Source organism: Ruegeria sp. D4 (genome assembly GCF_056534475.1).
In genome coordinates this window covers 86,744-106,274 of sequence record NZ_JBQFPJ010000008.1, presented here as the reverse complement: position 1 = coordinate 106,274, position 19,531 = coordinate 86,744, and the positions used below count along the sequence as shown (strand labels likewise).

Genomic DNA, 19,531 nt, shown 5'->3' with positions numbered 1-19,531 from the left:
AGCCACGCTTCTGTCTGGCGCGGACTTTGTCTTGGTTCCGACGCTCGTGCAACACGTTGACAGATTTATTCAGAGCGAAGCCCGTCAAAAACGAAGCCGAGAGAAAAAGGCCGCTTTTCAAGGGGCAGAGCGGACGCTATGGCTCAGACATGACGGATTTGATTTCGCTTTACGAGGCCCGCATTGCCGATGGCAGCCTGATCAGGGATGACGCGCAGGAGGCCGTTCTGCCACAGTTCGAGCGTATTCGCGCCACCCTAGCCGAACCTGTCAAACGCGGTTTCTTCCGCAAAGCCCCCCCTGCCCCCAAAGGCCTTTACCTTTGGGGTGGCGTCGGGCGCGGCAAGTCCATGCTGATGGACATGTTTGTGGATGCGCTGGAGGACATTCCTGCACGGCGCGTACACTTTCATGCTTTTATGCAGGAAATTCACGCGGGTATGCACAAGGCCCGAAAGGAAGGGGTCGAAGACGCTCTGGCACCCGTTGCCGAGGCAGTTGTCAAATCCGTCCGGTTGCTGGCCTTTGACGAAATGCAGATCACGGACATAACGGACGCAATGATCGTGGGCCGCCTGTTCGACCTTTTGCATGCAGGCGGGGTGGTCGTAATCACAACGTCGAACAGGCACCCGGATGAGCTGTACAAAAACGGGCTGAACCGGCAGCTGTTTCTGCCATTCATCGCGCATATCAAGGAACAGCTTGAAGTCTGGGAGCTGATCTCGCCCACCGATTATCGTCAGAACCGTCTGGCGGGTGAGCCGGTGTATTTTACGCCGATCGGGCCCGAGGCCCGGCAGAATATCCGGGCGGTTTGGAATGACCTTTCGGGAGGCGCGGCGGAGCCACTGGTGTTGAAGGTGAACGGCCGGGCCGTTGAACTTCCGGCCTTTCGCAACGGCGTAGCAAGGGCCAGCTTCTATGATTTGTGCGGACGTATGCTGGGCCCGGCAGACTATCTGGCCATTGCGGAGGCGGTGAAAGTGTTGGTTCTGGAAGACGTGCCGCGCCTGTCCCGCAACAACTTCAACGAAGCCAAGCGGTTTGTCACTTTGATTGACGCCCTTTACGAGGCCCGGGTCCGGCTGATCTGCTCGGCGGCGGCCGAGCCCGAGATGTTGTATGTCGAAGGTGAAGGAACGTTTGAATTCGAGCGCACCGCCTCACGCCTGCGGGAAATGCAGGATCAGGACTGGGGGAAATAGGAGGCTCTGCCCCCTCGCCCCAGCGCGCTCCGAGGTTTTCCAAACAGAAAAACAACTAGCCGTTTTCGCGCAGGATGTTGCCCGCCAGATAGAGCGAGCCACAGATCAGAACACGCGCTTGTGGATCTTTGTCCGTGATTGCTGTCAGGGCTGCCGCGACGTTTTCCGCTGTTGAAGCTGGCAGGCCGACCCTAGCGGCTGCAGCCGCAGTGTCGTCAGCGCTGAGCGTGTTGGCCTCGCCGGGAATGGATACGGCGGTCAGGCTTTCGGCCTGATCGGCAAGCGGCGCCAGATAACCAGTGACGTCCTTGGTGTTCAGCATGCCGCAGATCATGTGTGTCGGGCGTTTGGGCAGTTTCGCCAGAACGTCGGCCAACGCCACGCCAGCAGCAGCGTTGTGGCCCCCGTCGAGCCACAGTTCAGCGAGCGGAGCCTGTTCTGTCAGTGGCCCTGTTTTCAGGCGCTGCATGCGTGCTGGCCATTCGGCTTTGGTCGCGGCGGCCTCATAGGCGTCATCGCCCATTTGCAGATGGCGCAGAACCGCCAGCGCTGCGCCCGCGTTTTGAATTTGGTGCGCGCCCAGCAGATTGGGAAGCGGCAGATCGCGCAATCCTGTTTCGTCCTGATAGATCAGGCGTCCGTTTTCTTCGTTTACGTGCCAGTGTTGGCCATTAACAAGCAGTGGCGCACCCAGTCGCGAGGCGGTGTATTCAATGACCTCGAGCGCCTCGTCTTCTTGCGGGCCCACGATACAGGTCACTCCGGGCTTGATGATGCCGGCCTTTTCGGCTGCAATTTTGCCCAATGTGTCGCCAAGGAACTGTTCGTGGTCAATCGAAACCGGCGTGATGACTGTAACCGCAGGCTGTTCCACGACGTTGGTTGCATCCAGGCGGCCACCCAGCCCGACTTCAAGGAGCGTATAGTCAGCTTGCGTGCGGGCGAAAGCCAGCAGGGCCGCACAGGTGGTGATTTCGAAATAGGTGATATTCTCACCATTGTTTGCGGCATAACACTCGTCCAGAACCGCCGTAAGGTCAGGCTCCGAGATCAGCTCTCCCGCCAGTCGGATTCGCTCGTGAAAGCGGGCCAGGTGGGGGGATGTGTATGCGTGAGCTGTCAGCCCGGCCCCTTCGATCCCTGCGCGGATCATGGCTTGCGTCGAACCTTTGCCGTTGGTTCCGGCAATATGGATGACCGGCGGCAATCGGTTTTGCGGGTGGTCCAGAGCTGCCAGCAAGCGCCACACACGATCCAGAGTCAGATCGATGATCTTGGGATGCAGCGCCATCATCCGATCAAGGATGACGTCGGATGTCGGGGTCGTCATTTCTCGCCTGCGCCCTCGGTCGAAGCTTCGACCGGTGCTTCTTCCGGCTCTGGTGCGGGAAGGTCGCCTTTGACGGCTGGCGGCAGGCCCATCAGCATTCGGGTGATGGTGATCAGTTCATCGCGCATTTCGGTGCGTTTTGTCACACGGTCAAGCATCCCGTGATCCAGCAGATATTCAGCGCGCTGGAATCCTTCGGGCAGTTTCTCGCGGATGGTCTGTTCGATCACGCGCGGTCCGGCAAAGCAGATCAGCGCATTCGGCTCCGAGATATGCACATCGCCCAGCATCGCATAAGACGCGGTAACGCCGCCGGTGGTCGGGTGGGTCAGCACCACGATATAGGGCAGGTTCGCCTCTTTCAGCATTTCCACCGCGACCGTGGTACGGGGCATCTGCATGAGGCTCAGGATGCCTTCCTGCATTCGCGCGCCACCGGCGGCCGAAAACAGGATCAGCGGGCGTTTGAGTTTCACGGCCTCCTGCGCGGCTGCGATGATGGCGTTGCCGACATACATGCCCATCGATCCGCCCATGAACGAAAAATCCTGCGCCGCAGCTACAACCGGTGTCCGGCCAATTTCACCGCTCACGACAAGCATCGCCTCTTTCTCGCCGGTCTTCTTCTGGGCCGCTTTCATGCGGTCGGGATATTTCTTTTGATCCCGGAAATGCAGTGGATCGTCCTTCGGCGCGGGGACTTCGACCTCGGTGAAAATACCGCCATCAAACAGATGCTTAAACCGCTCTCGCGGCGTGATTGCCATGTGGTGATCACATTGCGTGCAGACATTCTGGTTGTCGGCCAGTTCGCGGTGAAACAGCATGGTTCCGCACTCATCGCACTTGTGCCACAGGTTTTCGGGCACTTCCCTGCGCGAGAAGATCGAGTTGATCCGGGGGCGGACGTAGTTTGTGATCCAGTTCATGTCGGAACCTTGCTGATGCGGTTTTGACGTCAAATAAGGCGCTACGTCAGGAAATGCAATCAGCGCCTCAGCGCAAGCCGTGCGGTTAGCCAGCAAACAACCATCATCACGAAATCCACATACAGCCAGTGTCGTATCGCGTCTGTTTGGGACATGTCATAGGGCAGAAGGAACAAGGCAAGACCGCTGAGGTTGTCAGGTATCGAGAAAAACAGCAACGCCACAACGTTGTTGAAAAAGTGCAGCGCAATAGCAGGACCAAGGGTACCCGACCGCGCGGTGAGATCGGCATTGATCAGGCCAAAAGCGCCGGCCCAGATTGCGATCAGAAGGGCGTTCTCTCCGGATGTGGCCGGTGCGTAGTGACCGGCCGCGAACAACAAGGCAGGCAGACCCATCCAAATCAGGCGTGACCGAAACCGCGCAGCCAGTGATTGCTGAATGTAGCCGCGAAACAGGATTTCCTCGGCGCTGGTTTGTATCAAAACCGCAGTCAGAGACAGCGGCAACAGCAGCAGCCACGTTTCGAAAGCCAAATTGGGTTTGAACGGTGCGCCCAGATTGTATGGCGGCAGGATGAAGATCAACGCGGCCAGCAGCCCCAATGCCAGAAGTACGCGCCAGAACTGGCGAACGCCCAGACGGCGGGGACCCAGGATGGCGTGCAACGGGCGGTTTTGCATCGCCCCGGCAGCCAGTTTGACGCCCAATGTGATGAACCCGAAACTCGACAACAGAATCAACAAAGCAGACGGTGTTGCCCCCGCCTGAAAGCCAGAAACCCACCGCGCTGAGCCGAGACTGAAAATCACGGAAGACAGGGTGAGGTTCAGGAAAATTGCAACACCACCAACAATCACCAGCCCAACCGTCAGCCGCCACAGTTCCGGTCTGTCACGTGCGTCGCGGACAAGCATCTCATGGGCTGCGTATGCCGTATGTGTCGTGATTTTAGGTTCCACTGGAACTGCCGGAATCGGTGAATATGTCCTCTGGGGTTTGCGCGGCGGCAACACGATCGGACACTGTCATCAGGTAACCGGCAACGGTTTCAAGAAGTTGTACGGCGACATTAACGTCGCTCTCCACGACGGCGCGCAGCTCTCCGGCGCCGATCCTGAGAAAGGTACAATCCTGTATTGCGACTAGATCGAATTGTCTGGCGTCTTTGGTGATAATCGAAAGGTCTCCGATCAATCGTCCCGGCTCGATGACCGAGATTACCCGCTTGAGACCCTTGCTGTCGTTCCATTCCAAATTGGCCTGACCGGAAATACACAGGTAGGCCGCGTCAGGTGCCTCGCCGCGGGCAAAGATGGTCTGCCCGGCTGCGGCCTCGTACCATTGTGCGGAAAACGCCAGCAAACGTTGGTTTCTGCCATCCAGCTTGGAGAACAACTCGGTCGAGGAGATGATCTTGAGCTTCCGGCTCAGGTCTGCCGTAGCGCCTTTTTTCGCTTCTGCTTGAGTTCTTGACACACCGTCAATACGGCCGTCCTTGATTTCGACGAACAGGTCATACGCTTCGGGATGAGCAAAATGATCTTCCATGAAGATCATGATTGAATCAGGCAGCAACTCTCGCAATTTCAGGCGGGTGCGCAGTCGGCTTTCCGAATCGTGGCTGGCCAGCACCTTGTCCAGCACCAGAATGTCGGGGCGCTTGATGCCCGCCCGCGAAAACGCGGCACGCTCCTGAAAAACGGTCGGCAGATTGTTTCCCCCCAGTCCGGACGGCAGATCGTAAATGATCGCGGCGGCGCGGCGGCGCAGCCCGGCTTCGTTCATAACTTCGGCAACTACATCTTCGATCTCGTCTTTTTTGGCCCCGGCCATGATCGAAATGCGTCCGTAAAGCGCATTCTCGATCACGGTCAGACGCGGAATGTAGAGATCCGGCGACACTGGCAGGAACATCCCCTGCATCGATTCCCGGATTCTTTCTGCCTGCGTCTTTCGAATCGTCAAAATTCTGTTCTTGTACTCGTCCGGAAAATTCGGACCAATCTGCTCGGCCGTAAGAAGGAAGGGCACCGTCATCAGCAGGGCTTTTTCTTTCTGACTGATCGCGGCATCACCCTTGGCTTTGCGACGGTCTTCGATATCCAGCAGGCTGTGGAACATGTCGCGGGACAGGCCAAGGCGCAAAAACAGAGGGTGGTCCGTGCCATCCCGGCCAAATGCCTGAGTCAGCGTTTCCAGCACGGCACTGGAAATGCTCATGGCGTCATCGTCCAGGGCGTTCGCGCTGAGCATTGCCTGGAACCGGTCATCTTCGGCAAGCGTTTCCGGAGAGATATCCTGCGACGGAGACGCGAACAGCAGGTTGCCGCCCAAGGGAACGGCGGGGTTGAACTGTTCCGGGTCAAATCTGAAGACATATCGGTCCAACCCGCGATCGCGCAGACGCTCGGCGACGATCCCGCGCAGATCAACAACGTCTTTTGCCAAAGCCGGATGCTGTTCCGGGTCGAACCGGGAGCGTAAAGTACGGCGGAACATGAACTCGTCGATCCCCATCGCCTCGACAAGCTGAAACCACCAGTCGCGAATGTCGTCAGCACTATCCAGCCCGGCCAGGCTGGGGTCGACCCATTCATCCGACAGGGAATCGGGGGGGTTTCCGGCCCGCACGGCCTCGATCTGACGACGCGAAGGGGCCTTTATCGCGTCCGACTGATGTTGCGGGCGGATCCGCAGGGGCATCAGCAGATTGTCCCCCAGTGTTCCATCGAACAGGTAGGGGCGTGAATAGGCATACCCAATTCGGGCGGCAATCACTGTTTGATGCAGCGAATTGAGATTGTGACCCGCCATAATCACGTCGCCTTGTACCGGCAACAGCTCTCTTGTCAGCAGTTGAGCCAACGCACCACGCTCGGCCGCTTGTGGCGACTGTATCGCCACCCGGGCACCCTTTGGGATTGTCAGGTCGATATCTTCAAGAATGGTCTTGCCGTCATCATCGCGGACCGTCACGTTTCGCAACTCGATGTCACCGGTCAGGTGCGGGATGGTTTCGGGTTCTCCGGAAAACAGTTCCTCGGGGATCATGTTGGCTGGGGCAAAACGCTCTATCACGATTTCCCAGCGCAGCGACATGTCCTGCACCTGATTGTAGTAGGTCAGCAGATCCTTCCAAGGGCCACTTAGATCCTTGTAGGCCCCAAGTGCGGCGACCAGTGCGCCCACTGTCACCTCTCCCGTGATCGCAAGATAACCGCCGACAGAGTAGAACAGAAACGGCGTCATCTGCGTGATCAGGTTGTTGATAAACTTCATGAAAAATTTCTTGTTGTAGATCTTGAAGCGGATCTCGAACAAGATGCCCAGCCGATGGCTGAACTGCGCCAGCCGATAACGCCAGCCGCCATTGGTGCGCAGATCACTGATGCCCGCCGCACTCTCGCCGATTTCCGAGCTTAGATGTCGGACCTGCTGAATGCGGTCCTTGTTCAGCAGGTTGATCTGGCGTTGCAGTTTCGGGATCAGCCAGGCCTGCAACGGGATCAGCGCGACACTGGCCAATCCGAACCAGACGCTTTGCATGAACAGAAATGTGACGATTGTCATCATCTGCCCGAATTGAAACACCGGTTGGGCAATCGCGTCGCCCATCAGCCCACCCATCGGTTCGGCCTCAGAGGTGATCATCGAAACCAATTCGCCCTGGCTGGTGGTGGCGAAATAGGACTTCGGGAACCGCATCGTTCGCTGGATCAGGGAAAAGCGAAGGCGGCGCAGCATACGCTCGGCCAGAACGCCCTTCATCGTGTTGATGCGCATCTTCATCAACCCGCTGGCAATCACCGTGGCTAGAAAAGCAAAGCACAGGATCCAAAGGTATTGGATCTGCGTCACGGTATGGCCCCAGATCGTCACCGTGTCGGTGGGCGCACCAATTGCATCGTTGATGATCTGTTTGGGCAACTCGAGCGAGGCATAGAGAAAGGGAAACGACAATACGGTCAGCAGCAACAATACAAGCTGCTGTTTCTTTGAGTATTTCCAGATAAACGAAAACAGAGTGGGTTCCATGACCGCCCTTGTCCTGAGAAATTCGGATGTGCGCTGTTTGACGGATGTTCCACTGCGATCCGGTGTCAGACGGTAAGCACTGCCCCGGTCTATTGCAAGAACGGGCGCGGCCTTGGCAGAAAGGTGCGGTTCTGTCCAGCCCGCCGCTGATCACATTTCCGGAAAATTTAGCGCTGAAATGCTGTAATTCGGGTTTAACCGCCACTTGGTCTTTGACTAAACAGGTGCAACTTTGGACGATAGGATCATGGGCAGTTTTCTGGATCGCTATATGCATCGCAAGTCTCTGGGGCATTGGCGCCAAGCCGCAAAGGCTGCGACCGAAACGCCTGAGCCATTGCTGCGCAGGCAACGGGATGAGGCTCGCAAATTGCGGACACATCTTGACCTGTTGATCCAACAGGCCGACGGGCGGCTGGCCCGGCCACTGATTGGTTCGGTGCAGTTTCCCAAACCGCTTGGCACGGACTGGTCGTGGCGTCCGGATCTGTGGCGCGAGCCGCTGTCCAGGCACGGCGTCGCCTCGGCCCCGCGAAAAGCGCCGATGGACCTGCAGGTAACCCTGTTTCATGATTGCGAGCAGTCCGAAATCGGAATGCGCCAGGTACGCAATCGCCGTGACAAGGACCTCGCCCCATTCAGCCTTGCGATCGAGGTGTTCGGGTTCACCGGTTCTTTCCTGTCCCTGTCGGTCGAGCTCCCACCGGACGCAGCGCAGGACCTGACGCGCCAACACCTGATGCGTGTCGACACGTTGGTCGAATGCGAGCGGAACGGAGACATTTTTGCACGTCTCAACATTCAGCACGGCCCCAATACGGAACAGGTGTTGCGCAAACTTGACGAAAACCGAACATCGAACGCAATGGACTTTGACCTTGCGCATCTGTCTTTGAACGAGAAACGTGTTGAAAAGATCTGGCTGGATCTGATCTTTGACGATCCTGGGATGAATCGGATCGTTTTGCGCGATTTGACGTTTTGCCGCCATTTTCGGGCTGACTTGTAAGGTGCTTGCCGCATGACCCTTCCCTCCCTCACATGCACACGGTTCGAAGACGGGCTTTGGCAAGGCCATCTGCAGGCCGAAACGGAACCCAAGATCGAAGTGCGCTATCTCGGTGAACCGCTGGAAAAGTTCAGCGTTTCACGCGCGGATGGCGGTTGGGATCTGAGTATTCAGTTGCCCATCTCTGCCCTTTCCGAAGGGGTGCACTGTTTTGTGATCGTCGACACCGCAACGACGAACAAGCTGGGCGACATCACGGTGATCGCGGGCACTCCCGCTGCGGATGACCTGAGGGCTGAGGTGGAGCTTTTGCGCGCCGAACTGGACATGCTGAAACGTGCGTTCCGGCGGATCTGCGGCAACGCGGAATAGGCCGGGCGTTCAGCTTGTCATACCGGCTGAACCGTTAAACTGCTGTTTTCCTATCTTTTTTGACTGGCTTGATGCATTATCGGGACATCCGGAGCAACCTGGGTTTCTCAATGGACCGCAGTAGTATCATCAAGGTCATCGCCCTTATGGTGACCGCATTTGGGATCGGGATTGATTTTACCGGCGCGCTGATGCTGATCCCGGCCATCGAAAACAGCTTTGATGCCGACATCACAAGCACCCAGTGGGTGCTCAATATCTACGCTCTGTTTTTCGCCATGACCATGGTCGCCGGCGGGCGGCTCGGCGACATGTACGGGCACCGAAAGATCATGATCATCGGTCTTTCGATCTTTCTGTTTTCTTCCATCCTATGCTTTGTCGCCCCTGGTCTGGACTACCTGATCGGAGCACGGGCCCTGCAAGGCATCGGAGCCGGATGTATCTGGCCCTGCACACTGGCCTTCGGCGCCACCAAAGTGTCAAAGCCCGAGCATCGGGCCCTGGTTATGGGGCTGATCCTTGCGGGTGTAACCAGCGGCAATGTCTTCGGCCCGATGATCAGCGGCTTTGCCGTCAACCTTGGTGACTGGCGATTGTTCTTTCTGGCCAACGTCGTGTTTTCCTGCATTTCGATGGCGACAGCCCTGTTCTTGATGGAACGTGAGACCAAACACAAACAAGGCGAACACATCGATTTTGCCGGGATGGGCATCCTGTCGTTTGCGGTCTTGCTGCTGCTGTACGCCCTGGATGTCGGTGCGGATTGGGGCTGGACTTCGGTTCCGCTGCTTCTTCTGTTCTTTGTCAGCGCAGTCCTGTTCCTGTTGTTCCCACGTGTCGAAAAACGCGTAAAGGAACCTTTGCTGCTGCCTCAGTTGATGCAGAATCGAGAGTTTCTGATCACGCTGGGCCTGAACATGTTCAATGTGTCTGCGGCCTTTGTGGGTTTGCTGTATTTCCCGCAATACATGCAGAAAGTTCTGGGCTGGAGCGTGTTTCAATCGGCGCTCGGGCTGGCGCCTCTGACTGTGTTGCTTGCGGTCGGATCCATTGTTTCAGGAACGCTGTACAACGATTTCGGACCAAAACGGCTGATGTTCTGGGGCTACCTGATCGCGACAATTGGCGCAGTAACTGTTGTCGTCTTGCCGCAGGGTCTTGGCTATTTCCAAATTCTGCCAGGCATGGCCTTCATCGGATTGGGGGCGACGCTGACTGTCGGGCCTTCTGGAACGGCGGCAGTCTGCGCTGTAAAGCCCGAACGGGCGGGTCTCGTCGGCGGGCTGAGCTTCATGACCCACCTGGTCTACGGGGCCATTGCCGTCGCCTGCGCCACGGCAATCATGTATGTCACAAGCCTTGCCAGCCTGCGCGACAAACTGACAGCGGCCGGTGTCACACTGTCTGATGCTGAGCTTCAGGCAATCAATGGCGGAACGCTGACCACCAAATCTGCTCAGGCAGTCATGCAGAAGCTCAGTGAAAGTGAAGTTGCGACGGTCAAAACCGCAATAGCCGGAGCATTCGATACCGGCATGAACATGGCGTTTGTCTTTGCGGCGATTTCCGTGTCCGTCGGGATCGTTCTTGCGCTGATGCTGGATGAAAGCAAGCTGCACAAAATCGAAAGCTGATCTCAGCCGATGAAAGTTCCGTTCCGGTAACGAGGGCCGCCGAATCCGGCGGCCCGATTTGTATTTTACTGCGAAGGCCCGTTGGGGTTGAAGGCCGACAGGCCTTTCAGGATATCGATGGCATAGGCCAACTGATAGTCCTTTTCCCGCAACTCGGCAGTCGCTTCGGCACGGGCCCGGTCTTCTTCGATCTGGCGAATTTCATCCTCGCTCAGACTGTCGTTGTTCAGGCTGCCACGCAGGTCGGCCTCGGACCGAGTGCGTGCATTGCCTTCTTCCTCTTCGGGTTCTGGGGCTGGGCGCGGTTGCTCGACGATGATGTCGGGGCTGACGCCAAGCGCCTGAATCGAGCGGCCCGAAGGCGTATAATAGCGTGATGTGGTCAAACGCATTGCACCGTCGCCGCGCAATGGCATGACTGTCTGGACCGAACCTTTGCCAAAGCTCTTGGTGCCAACAACAATCGCACGGCGATGATCCTGAAGCGCCCCCGCTACAATTTCCGAGGCCGAGGCTGACCCGCCGTTGATCAGAACCACAATCGGCTTACCTTCGGTCAGATCTCCTGCCGTTGCATTGAACCTTTCGCCTTCGCCCGGATCGCGGCCGCGGGTCGAAACGATTTCGCCTTCATTCAAAAAGGCGTCCGACACCTTGATCGCCTGTGTCAGCAAGCCGCCCGGATTGTTCCGCAAATCCAGCACTACGCCATTGACCTTTTCGATCCCGCCGGCTTCTTCGATCTGCTCTTTCAATCCGGCTTCCAGATTGGGGTAGGTCTGATCATTGAATGTGGTCACACGCAGAACGACGCTGGTGCCTTCGGTCCGTGCTCGTACGGCGGTCAACTTGATGGTGTCGCGGATAATGGTGACGTCAAACGGTTCCTGCTCGCCTTCGCGCACCACCGTGATCACGATCTCCGAGCCGACCGGCCCGCGCATCAGATCCACCGCCTTGTCCAGCGTCAGGCCCAGAATGCTTTCACCATCAACGTGGGTGATGAAGTCGCCGGCTTCGATTCCCGCCTCGTCCGCGGGGGTATCATCGATGGGTGAGACGACTTTGACGAAGCCTTCTTCTTGTGTGACCTCAATCCCCAACCCGCCGAATTCACCGCGTGTCTGCACGCGCATCTGTTCGGCGTCGTCAGGCGACAGGTAGCTGGAATGCGGATCCAGTGAGGTCAGCATTCCGTCAATGGCTGCCTCGATCAGCTCCTCCGGCTCGACTTCTTCGACATATTGGGCGCGGATACGTTCGAAAATGTCCCCGAACAGATCCAGTTGCTCATACACGCTGGCCTTGCTTTCGGCCTCTTGCGCCAGCAAAGGTCCGGCAATCTGAGTGGTTGCGATAATGCCTGCCACAGTTCCGGCCAGACCGGCCATCACAAATCTCTTCATGTTTGTTTATCCATCCTTGTTGGTCCGAAACCACGATTCCGGGTCCACCGGGCTATTATCCTGTCTTACCTCTATATAGAGCGTTTCTGACCGGTCAGTTCCAGTGCCATCACTTGTAGTTGACAAAATAGCGCCGATTTCCGGCGTTTCACCAGGCATTAGACCCACCGGCGTTCCTTCGGTGATCACTTCTCCGGGTGTACCGAAGACCTCTTGCAACCCGGAAAAGACAAAAAGCAATCCGGGCTGGGGTTCCAGGATCATCAGGTTGCCAAGGTCCAGCAACGGCCCGCGATACCGGATCGTCGCTGCGGTGGGTGTCGTGACCAGCGCGCGCGGCCGGGTGCCCAGCACGATACCGGGGCGCTTCACCCCCGCGGCGTCCGTTTCCCCTGAACTGTGCAGCAGAACACCCTGAACGGGCAAAGCAAGGTTTCCTTTTCTGTTCGAAATATCGGCGTCGGTTTCGGCAATACCGCCTTCCGATATTTCGGCCAGACCGCTGGCAAACCCATCCAGTGTTTCCGTCGAGGAGATCAGGATCGCCGTGCTGATGGGGTCTTCGACAAACCGGCGCGGCAGGTCCGTTCGATCGGCAATGGCCTCGCTTAGTTTGCTGCGCGCATTCTGCACTCCGGTCAGACCCTTGGTCAGGGTTTCGGCGGCGTTTTGCTGCAGTTGGCGAAGTGTCCGGACCTCGTGCAAGTCCTGAGCGAGCGCCTGCGCACGTGCATTCAGGCCGGGCGTGACTTCGGCCAGCATCATGCCGGTACGCGCGGCCCCCAAAGGACCGGACGGATGCAGGATCAGTACGGGCGGCGTTGTTGTTTCGATGGTTTGCAACACGCCTAGCAACTGCGCGATTTCTTTTTCCCGCGCGCGCAGTTCTTCTGTCAGCTGCACCTCTCGGGTGGCGGCCTTTCGCAAGCCGTCGCGCATGGCGCTTAGCCCGGCTTCATAAGCCTGCACCGTTTCGGTCAGGGCGCGCACCCGATCCCGGGCGCTGTCGGCTTCGGCCAGCGCAATCGAGGCCTCTTCCAGCATCTGCGCTGCGTCCAGCGCGGCTGCCGACGGGTCCGTTTGGGCGCAAACAGGCGAGGCCAGCAAGACCGAAAGAAGCGCGGCCCGTAAAGTCATGACAGAAGGCTCTGGCCGGTCATTTCCGGGGGTTGATCCAGTCCCATCAGCGCTAGAAGCGTTGGTGCCAGGTCCGACAGCCGGCCATTGCGCATTTTGGCACCTGCGGGTCCACCGACCAGCGCTACAGGCACCCGGTTCAATGTATGAGCGGTATGCGGTCCACCGGTTTCAGGGTCGACCATGACTTCGCAATTCCCGTGATCGGCTGTCACGATCATGGCTCCGCCTGCTTTGTACAGCGCGGCAACCACCTGCGCCAGACCTTGATCAACGGCTTCGCAGGCCTTTATCGCGGCGTTCAGATCGCCTGTGTGCCCGACCATATCCGGGTTGGCGTAATTGGTGACGATCAGATCATACCCGGCTTCGATGGCCTCGACGAATTTGGCCGTGACCTCGGCTGACGACATCTCGGGCTGAAGATCATAGGTTGCCACCTTGGGCGATTTCGGCATGAAACGGTCTTCGCCAACCTCGGGCGTTTCCTTGCCGCCGTTCAGAAAGAACGTCACATGAGGATATTTTTCGGTTTCCGCCAAGCGGAACTGCCGCAACCCCTGTTTGGCAACCCATTCCCCAAGCGTGTTGACGATGGCGCGTTTCGGGAAAACGGTGGTCATGTAGGCGTTGTGCCCGTCGGAGTATTCAACCATTCCCAGCAAAGCTGACAGGGCCGGGCGCGGTCCGGTGTCGAAATCGTCGAATCCCGGCTCGCCAATGGCGCGCAGTATTTCCCGCGCACGGTCGGCGCGGAAATTTAGACAGAAAATACCATCGCCATCGTGGACACCTGTGTAGCCGCTCAGAACCGTGGGTGTGATGAATTCATCCGTTTCGGATTGGTTATACGCATGGTCCACAGCACCATGTACGGTGGCGGCGGTACGCCCCTGCCCCTTGATGATCGCCTCATAGGCTTCTGCAACGCGTTCCCAGCGATTGTCGCGGTCCATGGCATAATACCGCCCGCTGACAGTCACGATCCGTGCCCCAACCGGCAGGCGCTCTTCCAGTTCGGCCAAGAACCCAGATGCGGATTTTGGCGCAACGTCCCGTCCGTCTGTGATGGCGTGCAATGCGACAGGTACACCTGCGTCTGTCACGGCCTTGGCCGCAGCAATGATGTGATCAAGATGGCCATGTACCCCGCCATCCGAAGCGATACCCATCAAGTGCGCCGTCCCGCCCGAGGCCTTTACCTTACTGATGAAGGCCTGAAGGGCATTGTTTTCAAAGAAACTGCCATCCTCGATCGACAGATCAATCTGTCCCAGATCCATGGCAACCACTCGCCCGGCCCCAATGTTCGTGTGCCCGACCTCAGAATTTCCCATCTGCCCGCAGGGCAGACCCACATCCGGCCCATGTGTAATCAACGTCGCATGGGGGCCGCGTTCCATGATCGCGTCAAAGGTCGGCGTTTTCGCCAGATAAGGTGCGTTGGCCTGCGTGTCTTCGGACAATCCCCAGCCATCTAGGATGCACAGGACAACGGGTTTGGGGGCGGCCATGAAGTTTCTCCGGAAAACTGCTTTGACAGTCTTCTACCCGCTGCCCATCCGGGCGTGAACCGTCTTTGCGGTGTGTGAAGCAGAATTAATCGGTCCCTTCGTCACTTTGGCGCGAAACCCGCGTATTCAGTCCTTCAGATAATCCTTGTAAGGATGTGCCTTGCGGTTGCGGTATTTGACCGTCAGTTCCAGCGGAGTGTCGTTTTCGTCGTAAATACCGATCATGATCCCTGTGCCCCCGCTTCGGCTGCGCATTCCGATCAACTGCTCTTCAGACCGGGTTGTGCGCTGTGACGGGCGACGCGCCCAGGCAAACAGGTGATCATACATCTGGGCGATGACGTCCGTGTGGTCCGCACTGTCACCCAAGTCGTCCAGTTCGTCGGGATCGTTTTCAAGATCGAACAGGATCGGCCTGTGCCCGCCTTCGCAATGGACAAGTTTCCATTTCTCGTTGGCGACCATGAACATCACGGCATCGCGTACAGACGCATTCAGTTTTTGCGCAATGGGAGAAGCGGAGTAGTCGTATTCGCAGACTGCGACACTGCGGGGCGTTTTGTCGGCTTGCCCGCGAAGGATAGGCAGCAGGGAATGCCCTTCCAGGATATGCCCGGCCTTTTCGCCGCCCGCCACCTCAAGAAAGGTCGGGGCCAGATCAATCGCCTCGACCAGCGCGTCGCATGTGGTGCCTCGCGTGGCGTCCGCCTGAGAGGAAGGGTCGTAGATGATCAGGGGCATCTTTGTCGAGGCGTCATGGAAGAAGGTCTTTTCCCCCATCCAGTGATCGCCCAGAAAATCCCCATGGTCCGAGGTCAGCACGATCATCGTGTCGTCCATCCGCCCGGTTTCCTCCATCCAGTCGAACAACCGTCCCATCTGGTCATCCGCCTGTTTGATCAGCCCCATATAGGCCGGGATCACGGCATCGCGGACCTCCTGACGCGAGAAGGCCTGCCCGACTTTCGTGTCCATAAAGGCCCGGAGCACTGGATGCGCATTTTCGCGCTCGGCCTCGGACCGGACCACAGGCAGCACATGTTCGGGTCCATACATCGAGGCATAAGGCTCCGGCACTACGTAAGGCCAGTGCGGCTTGATGTAGCTGAGGTGACAGCACCACGGCCCGTCATGACTTTCCATGAACTCAATGCCACGGGTGGTCAGGTATGGCGTTTCACTGTCTTCTTCCGCGATATTTGCCGGCTCGGATGAGTTTTTAAGGAACCAACCTGACAATACGTTGCCGTCGGCATCCAGGCCGGAATTGGCAAAGTCATGCCAGGGATTGTCGCTGTCGTATCCTTTGTCCCGGAGATATTTATTGTATTTCTTTGCCCCGTCCGGATCATAGAACCCGTCCGGTCCTTCAGCGCGCAACCCGTCATCGCGTTCGAAGACGTCAAATCCGCATTCCGCGACGCGAGCGCCAATGACGCTGTCGGGTTCCAGTCCCAGGCGCGCCATCCCTTCGGCATCGGCAGCCATATGTGTCTTGCCGACCAGCGAGCACCCCATCCCCGCTTTGCGCAGGTGATCGCCCAATGTGATTTCACCAACTTTCAGGGGAATGTTGTTCCATGAGGCACCATGGGAATGCACATAGCGCCCGGTATAGGTCGACATGCGCGAACTTCCGCAGATCGGGGACTGAATATAGGCGCGATCAAACCGGACACCGCGTGCGGCCAGTTTGTCGATATTCGGGGTATGCAGGTGTGGATGTCCGTAACAGCTGAGGTAATCCCAGCGCAGCTGATCGAACATGATGAACAGGATATTTTTGGCTTCGGCCAATGCAATGCCCCCCTTTGATCCGGGACCTGCTTAGCTATTTCCTGCCCAAGAGCGAAGTCCAAACTTCAATCAGGCTTGCCGTTCCATCTGTTCGAGCATTTTTTTGGCGCGTTTGCACTGCAACTGGTCCCGCAGCGGGCTGTTGGGGTCGACGTCTTTTTTGCACACAACGCATCTGTCCGCGCCCGAGATTGCATTCAGGCCGCCGCAGCTGCCTTTGATCGTCTTGCCCATCAGCATGACGCCAAGCGACATCCCGACCATGATGATCAGCAGTAATACGAAGGCCAGAATAAATGTGCTCATCTCAGGTCCTGCCTGTCAGTTGGTGCCCAAAGCGTCTTTGAACGCGGTACTGTGAACAGTAATAAAGGCATCTTCGCCGCCTGTCACATCCCGAGAGATGAAGAACACGGCAAGTTTATGCTTTTCGGCCAGTTCCAGCCCCTTCTCCTGCCCCAGCGCCAGCATTGCCGTCGCCCACGCATCCGCCATCATCGCATTTTCGGCCAGTACGGTGACCGAGGTGGTGCGATGTGTGATCGGTCGTCCGGTCGTGGGATCGATGATATGGGAATATCGCACACCGTCCTGTTCGAAGAAGTTCTTGTAATCGCCCGAGGTCGCCATGCCCAGATCGTTCAGTGATACGATCAGTTGCAGGTTTTGCCCGCCCGCTTCGGGTTTTTCGACCCCGATGCGCCAGACCTCACCCTTGTCATTTTCGCCTTTGGTTACAAGATCGCCACCGATCTCGACCATGTAGTTCTCGATCCCCGCTTCGCTTAGGGTTTCGGCCACCGCGTCGATCCCATAGCCTTTGGCGATAGCCGACAGGTTGATGCCCACTGCCGGATCGGATTTGGCCAGCGTTCCGCCGTCACGGTCCAAGGTCAGCAGCCGGGATTGCCCGACACCTTCCAGAGCGGCTTGAATCTCAGCATCCGACGGCACCGGGTCCTCGGGCTTGCGCGGGCCAAACCCCCACAATTCGATCAGCGGGCCCAGAGTCACGTCAAATGTTCCGCCGGATCTTTCATGCACATCGTCAGCGGCGGTCAAAACCAGAGCGAACTCGTCCGAGACCGGAACGGGCGAAGTGTCGGTCGAAGCTGAAAATGTCGAAACCTCTGAGTTGGGATCCCAGTTGGACATCTTGGCGTTCACTGCGGCCAGTGTTTCCTGCACGGCTGCGGCCAGTGCTTCCTCATCCACATCTTCGCCAATGGCGGTGATGTTGAATGTTGTTCCCATGGTTTCGCCCGACAGACGGACCACTTCGGGTTCCTTGTCAAACAAACAGCCGGAAACAAACAGAACTAAAGCCAGAACAGGCAGATGGCGCATCGGGGAACTCCCTGGAAAACCTAGCCGGGCATATGCCAGCGCCCCATTACAGAGTCAAATCGACATCACAGTTTCATCGGCAGAAAACCCAGCACCAGCAATCCGACCCCGGCAGGTACACCAAACAGCCAGGCCCGTTTTTGCCATCCCGCCTGCTGCTGTTTCCACGCCATTCGGAAATTGTGACCACACACCACGACGGCGAAAAAGATCAGCGCAGCCAGCGGCGGTGTCAGATAAAGGTCTGTCAACGGGTCGGGATTCCTTGTTTGTCAGCAATTTTCCGGGATCAGGGCATTTGCACCCTATACAGGTCGGTTCGCTGCGGTAAGGTGAAAAGACAGCCATCTCAGATAAAAAGAGGAGATTGCCCATGGCCCCAAGCTCTTATCAGCCCCCCACACGCGGCGACAAATCTGGTTCTGCGACCTATAGCCAGTCAGCGGATTCGAACCTGTCGCATACGCAAACGACCGTGGCCAAGCTGCTTGAGGGTAAAGGTGATGCGGTGTTTGCGGTGCGTCCCGCCGATACGATTCATTCGGTAGTGGAACTGCTGAAGGAAAAAAGAATCGGCGCAGTGGTCGTGACCGATCAGAACGGAACCCTGCAAGGCATTCTGTCAGAACGCGATATCGTACGGCGCATGGCGGATACCCCCGGTCAGACTCTGCCGCAGTCGGTCGAAGATCTTATGACCAAGGACGTCAAGACCTGTTCGCCCGAAGACCTGCTGAACGATGTTCTGAAGACAATGACCGATGGACGTTTCCGCCACATGCCGGTTCTGAGTGATGGCCACCTGCGCGGTGTCATCACGATTGGCGACGTTGTTCACTTCCGTCTCAAGGAACTGGAATACGAAGCGCTGCGCATGAAGCAGATGATCGTCGGTTGACCAATTGACCTTCCGGGTTGCGGGCCGCATTTTCACTGGCCCGCGTCCCGAGTTGCGCAGATCAGGTCGAAACAAAGCGAACGCCGCCTCTGTAAATTTCAGCTGCTGTCAGGCGGTTCGTTGCAAATGCCCCGGTATCGACCGAGACAACGCCATTGTTGACCCTTGGGCGGTCTATGATTGTGTGTCCGTGCACAACCCATTGGCCATCTGCCCTGCGTCGTCTTGGAAACATCGGGTGCCCCCACAAACAGACCTGTCGCTGCTGGTCATCCACCGTTAGGTCGGGATCCAGCGCGGCATGGACGACAGTTACGTTTCCGCTGGACCAGATTAGTGGTCTGTCCCGTAGCCATGACAGCAGGCCCGCGCCCATGACCTGCTTCAACTTGCCAGCAACCGCTTCGGCAATTTCATTTGTTGGGTGAAGGTCAAATTCGGTAATCCCGAATGAAGCCAGTGTCTGGAATCCGCCATTCCGGAACCAATGATGTGCATAGCGTCCGGGCTCGTCCAGAAATCGCAGCAGCATGTCTTCATGATTGCCCATGAGGCACACGACTGGCCTGTTTGCTGCTGTGTCGAAGTGCTGCAGATGTCGCAGGACCTGTGCACTGTAGTCACCCCGGTCAATGTAGTCCCCGACAAAGATCAAAGGGCAGTCGTCCTCAACCCTCATCAGCAGGGCCTGAAGCAGGTCCAGCCGGCCATGAATGTCGCCAACTACGACAAACCGTTCATCGGGAGCGATTCCGGGAACGGATGTTTCCCGACCGGGCCGTGCCCGGCCAATAAACCCTTTGATCCAGCTCGTAACCATGTTCTACGTTCCCTAACCCGACCCGTTGGCAACGACAATCCCGGGCCGCCCACTCAGTACTTGACCGTCGGTGCCGGGCATTTGATATG

17 protein-coding genes are annotated in these 19,531 nt (G+C 57.6%); 5 read left to right on the top strand and 12 right to left on the bottom strand.

Going from position 1 to position 19,531, the window contains the following annotated elements:
• The first annotated feature begins 149 nt into the window (after nucleotides 1-149).
• Nucleotides 150-1,208 (top strand): cell division protein ZapE, encoded by a 1,059-nt coding sequence (zapE, locus tag ACR0MI_RS13085; protein WP_170614075.1) that lies wholly within the window; start codon nucleotides 150-152, stop codon nucleotides 1,206-1,208.
• A 55-nt stretch (nucleotides 1,209-1,263) separates the two neighbouring features.
• On the opposite strand, the gene ACR0MI_RS13080 is transcribed toward zapE, so the two are convergent.
• Genes ACR0MI_RS13080 through ACR0MI_RS13065 form a run of 4 tightly spaced genes read right to left on the bottom strand, consistent with a single transcriptional unit; the run spans nucleotide 1,264 to nucleotide 7,505 of the window.
• Complete coding sequence (locus tag ACR0MI_RS13080; protein ID WP_170614076.1) at nucleotides 1,264-2,538, bottom strand: bifunctional folylpolyglutamate synthase/dihydrofolate synthase; 1,275 nt, start codon at nucleotides 2,536-2,538, stop codon at nucleotides 1,264-1,266.
• Entirely contained in the window at nucleotides 2,535-3,467 is a 933-nt protein-coding gene (gene accD, locus ACR0MI_RS13075) for an acetyl-CoA carboxylase, carboxyltransferase subunit beta (RefSeq protein ID WP_170614077.1), read from the bottom strand. The genes ACR0MI_RS13080 and accD overlap by 4 nt, the downstream gene beginning before the upstream one ends.
• A gap of 59 nt (nucleotides 3,468-3,526) precedes the next feature.
• Complete coding sequence (locus tag ACR0MI_RS13070; RefSeq protein ID WP_480441121.1) at nucleotides 3,527-4,429, bottom strand: CPBP family intramembrane glutamic endopeptidase; 903 nt, start codon at nucleotides 4,427-4,429, stop codon at nucleotides 3,527-3,529.
• The gene (locus ACR0MI_RS13065; RefSeq protein ID WP_170817006.1) at nucleotides 4,419-7,505 is read right to left on the bottom strand and encodes an ABC transporter transmembrane domain-containing protein; all 3,087 of its coding nucleotides are present in this window, start codon (nucleotides 7,503-7,505) and stop codon (nucleotides 4,419-4,421) included. Before ACR0MI_RS13065 ends, ACR0MI_RS13070 begins: the two co-directional genes overlap by 11 nt.
• Before the next feature lie 247 nt (nucleotides 7,506-7,752).
• Between ACR0MI_RS13065 and ACR0MI_RS13060 the strand changes: the two genes are divergently transcribed.
• The 3 genes from ACR0MI_RS13060 to ACR0MI_RS13050 all read left to right on the top strand — a co-directional run bounded on the left by ACR0MI_RS13060 (nucleotide 7,753) and on the right by ACR0MI_RS13050 (nucleotide 10,523).
• On the top strand, nucleotides 7,753-8,514 hold the full coding sequence (locus tag ACR0MI_RS13060) for a DUF6478 family protein (RefSeq protein ID WP_170614079.1): 762 nt from the start codon (nucleotides 7,753-7,755) through the stop codon (nucleotides 8,512-8,514).
• 12 nt (nucleotides 8,515-8,526) lie between these two features.
• On the top strand, nucleotides 8,527-8,886 hold the full coding sequence (locus ACR0MI_RS13055; RefSeq protein ID WP_170614080.1) for a hypothetical protein: 360 nt from the start codon (nucleotides 8,527-8,529) through the stop codon (nucleotides 8,884-8,886).
• Between the two features lie 110 nt (nucleotides 8,887-8,996).
• Nucleotides 8,997-10,523 carry an MFS transporter gene (locus ACR0MI_RS13050; RefSeq protein WP_170619329.1) on the top strand — a complete coding sequence of 509 codons (1,527 nt, stop codon included), beginning with the start codon at nucleotides 8,997-8,999 and terminating at the stop codon, nucleotides 10,521-10,523.
• A 65-nt stretch (nucleotides 10,524-10,588) separates the two neighbouring features.
• Here the strand turns inward: ACR0MI_RS13050 and ACR0MI_RS13045 are convergent, their stop codons facing one another.
• The 7 genes from ACR0MI_RS13045 to ACR0MI_RS13015 form a co-directional block, all read right to left on the bottom strand.
• Nucleotides 10,589-11,929 carry a S41 family peptidase gene (locus ACR0MI_RS13045; RefSeq protein ID WP_170619328.1) on the bottom strand — a complete coding sequence of 447 codons (1,341 nt, stop codon included), beginning with the start codon at nucleotides 11,927-11,929 and terminating at the stop codon, nucleotides 10,589-10,591.
• Between the two features lie 6 nt (nucleotides 11,930-11,935).
• Nucleotides 11,936-13,066 carry a peptidase M23 gene (locus ACR0MI_RS13040; RefSeq protein ID WP_170614083.1) on the bottom strand — a complete coding sequence of 377 codons (1,131 nt, stop codon included), beginning with the start codon at nucleotides 13,064-13,066 and terminating at the stop codon, nucleotides 11,936-11,938.
• Nucleotides 13,063-14,580 (bottom strand): 2,3-bisphosphoglycerate-independent phosphoglycerate mutase, encoded by a 1,518-nt coding sequence (gpmI, locus tag ACR0MI_RS13035; protein ID WP_170614084.1) that lies wholly within the window; start codon nucleotides 14,578-14,580, stop codon nucleotides 13,063-13,065. Before gpmI ends, ACR0MI_RS13040 begins: the two co-directional genes overlap by 4 nt.
• Before the next feature lie 126 nt (nucleotides 14,581-14,706).
• A complete protein-coding gene (locus ACR0MI_RS13030; RefSeq protein ID WP_170817005.1) occupies nucleotides 14,707-16,377 on the bottom strand; it encodes a sulfatase-like hydrolase/transferase in 1,671 nt (556 codons plus the stop codon).
• A 69-nt stretch (nucleotides 16,378-16,446) separates the two neighbouring features.
• Nucleotides 16,447-16,683, bottom strand: coding sequence for a (Na+)-NQR maturation NqrM (gene nqrM / locus ACR0MI_RS13025; protein WP_170817004.1), 237 nt, complete (start codon nucleotides 16,681-16,683; stop codon nucleotides 16,447-16,449).
• A gap of 15 nt (nucleotides 16,684-16,698) precedes the next feature.
• Complete coding sequence (locus ACR0MI_RS13020) at nucleotides 16,699-17,724, bottom strand: FAD:protein FMN transferase (protein WP_170614087.1); 1,026 nt, start codon at nucleotides 17,722-17,724, stop codon at nucleotides 16,699-16,701.
• A 65-nt stretch (nucleotides 17,725-17,789) separates the two neighbouring features.
• On the bottom strand, nucleotides 17,790-17,975 hold the full coding sequence (locus tag ACR0MI_RS13015; protein ID WP_170614088.1) for a hypothetical protein: 186 nt from the start codon (nucleotides 17,973-17,975) through the stop codon (nucleotides 17,790-17,792).
• Nucleotides 17,976-18,097: 122 nt separating this feature from the next.
• On the opposite strand from ACR0MI_RS13015, the gene ACR0MI_RS13010 reads away from it, so the two are divergent.
• Nucleotides 18,098-18,622, top strand: coding sequence for a CBS domain-containing protein (locus ACR0MI_RS13010; RefSeq protein ID WP_170614089.1), 525 nt, complete (start codon nucleotides 18,098-18,100; stop codon nucleotides 18,620-18,622).
• A gap of 61 nt (nucleotides 18,623-18,683) precedes the next feature.
• Here ACR0MI_RS13010 and ACR0MI_RS13005 read toward each other — a convergent pair whose 3' ends face one another.
• Nucleotides 18,684-19,442 (bottom strand): metallophosphoesterase family protein, encoded by a 759-nt coding sequence (locus ACR0MI_RS13005; protein ID WP_170614090.1) that lies wholly within the window; start codon nucleotides 19,440-19,442, stop codon nucleotides 18,684-18,686.
• Between the last annotated feature and the right edge of the window lie 89 nt (nucleotides 19,443-19,531).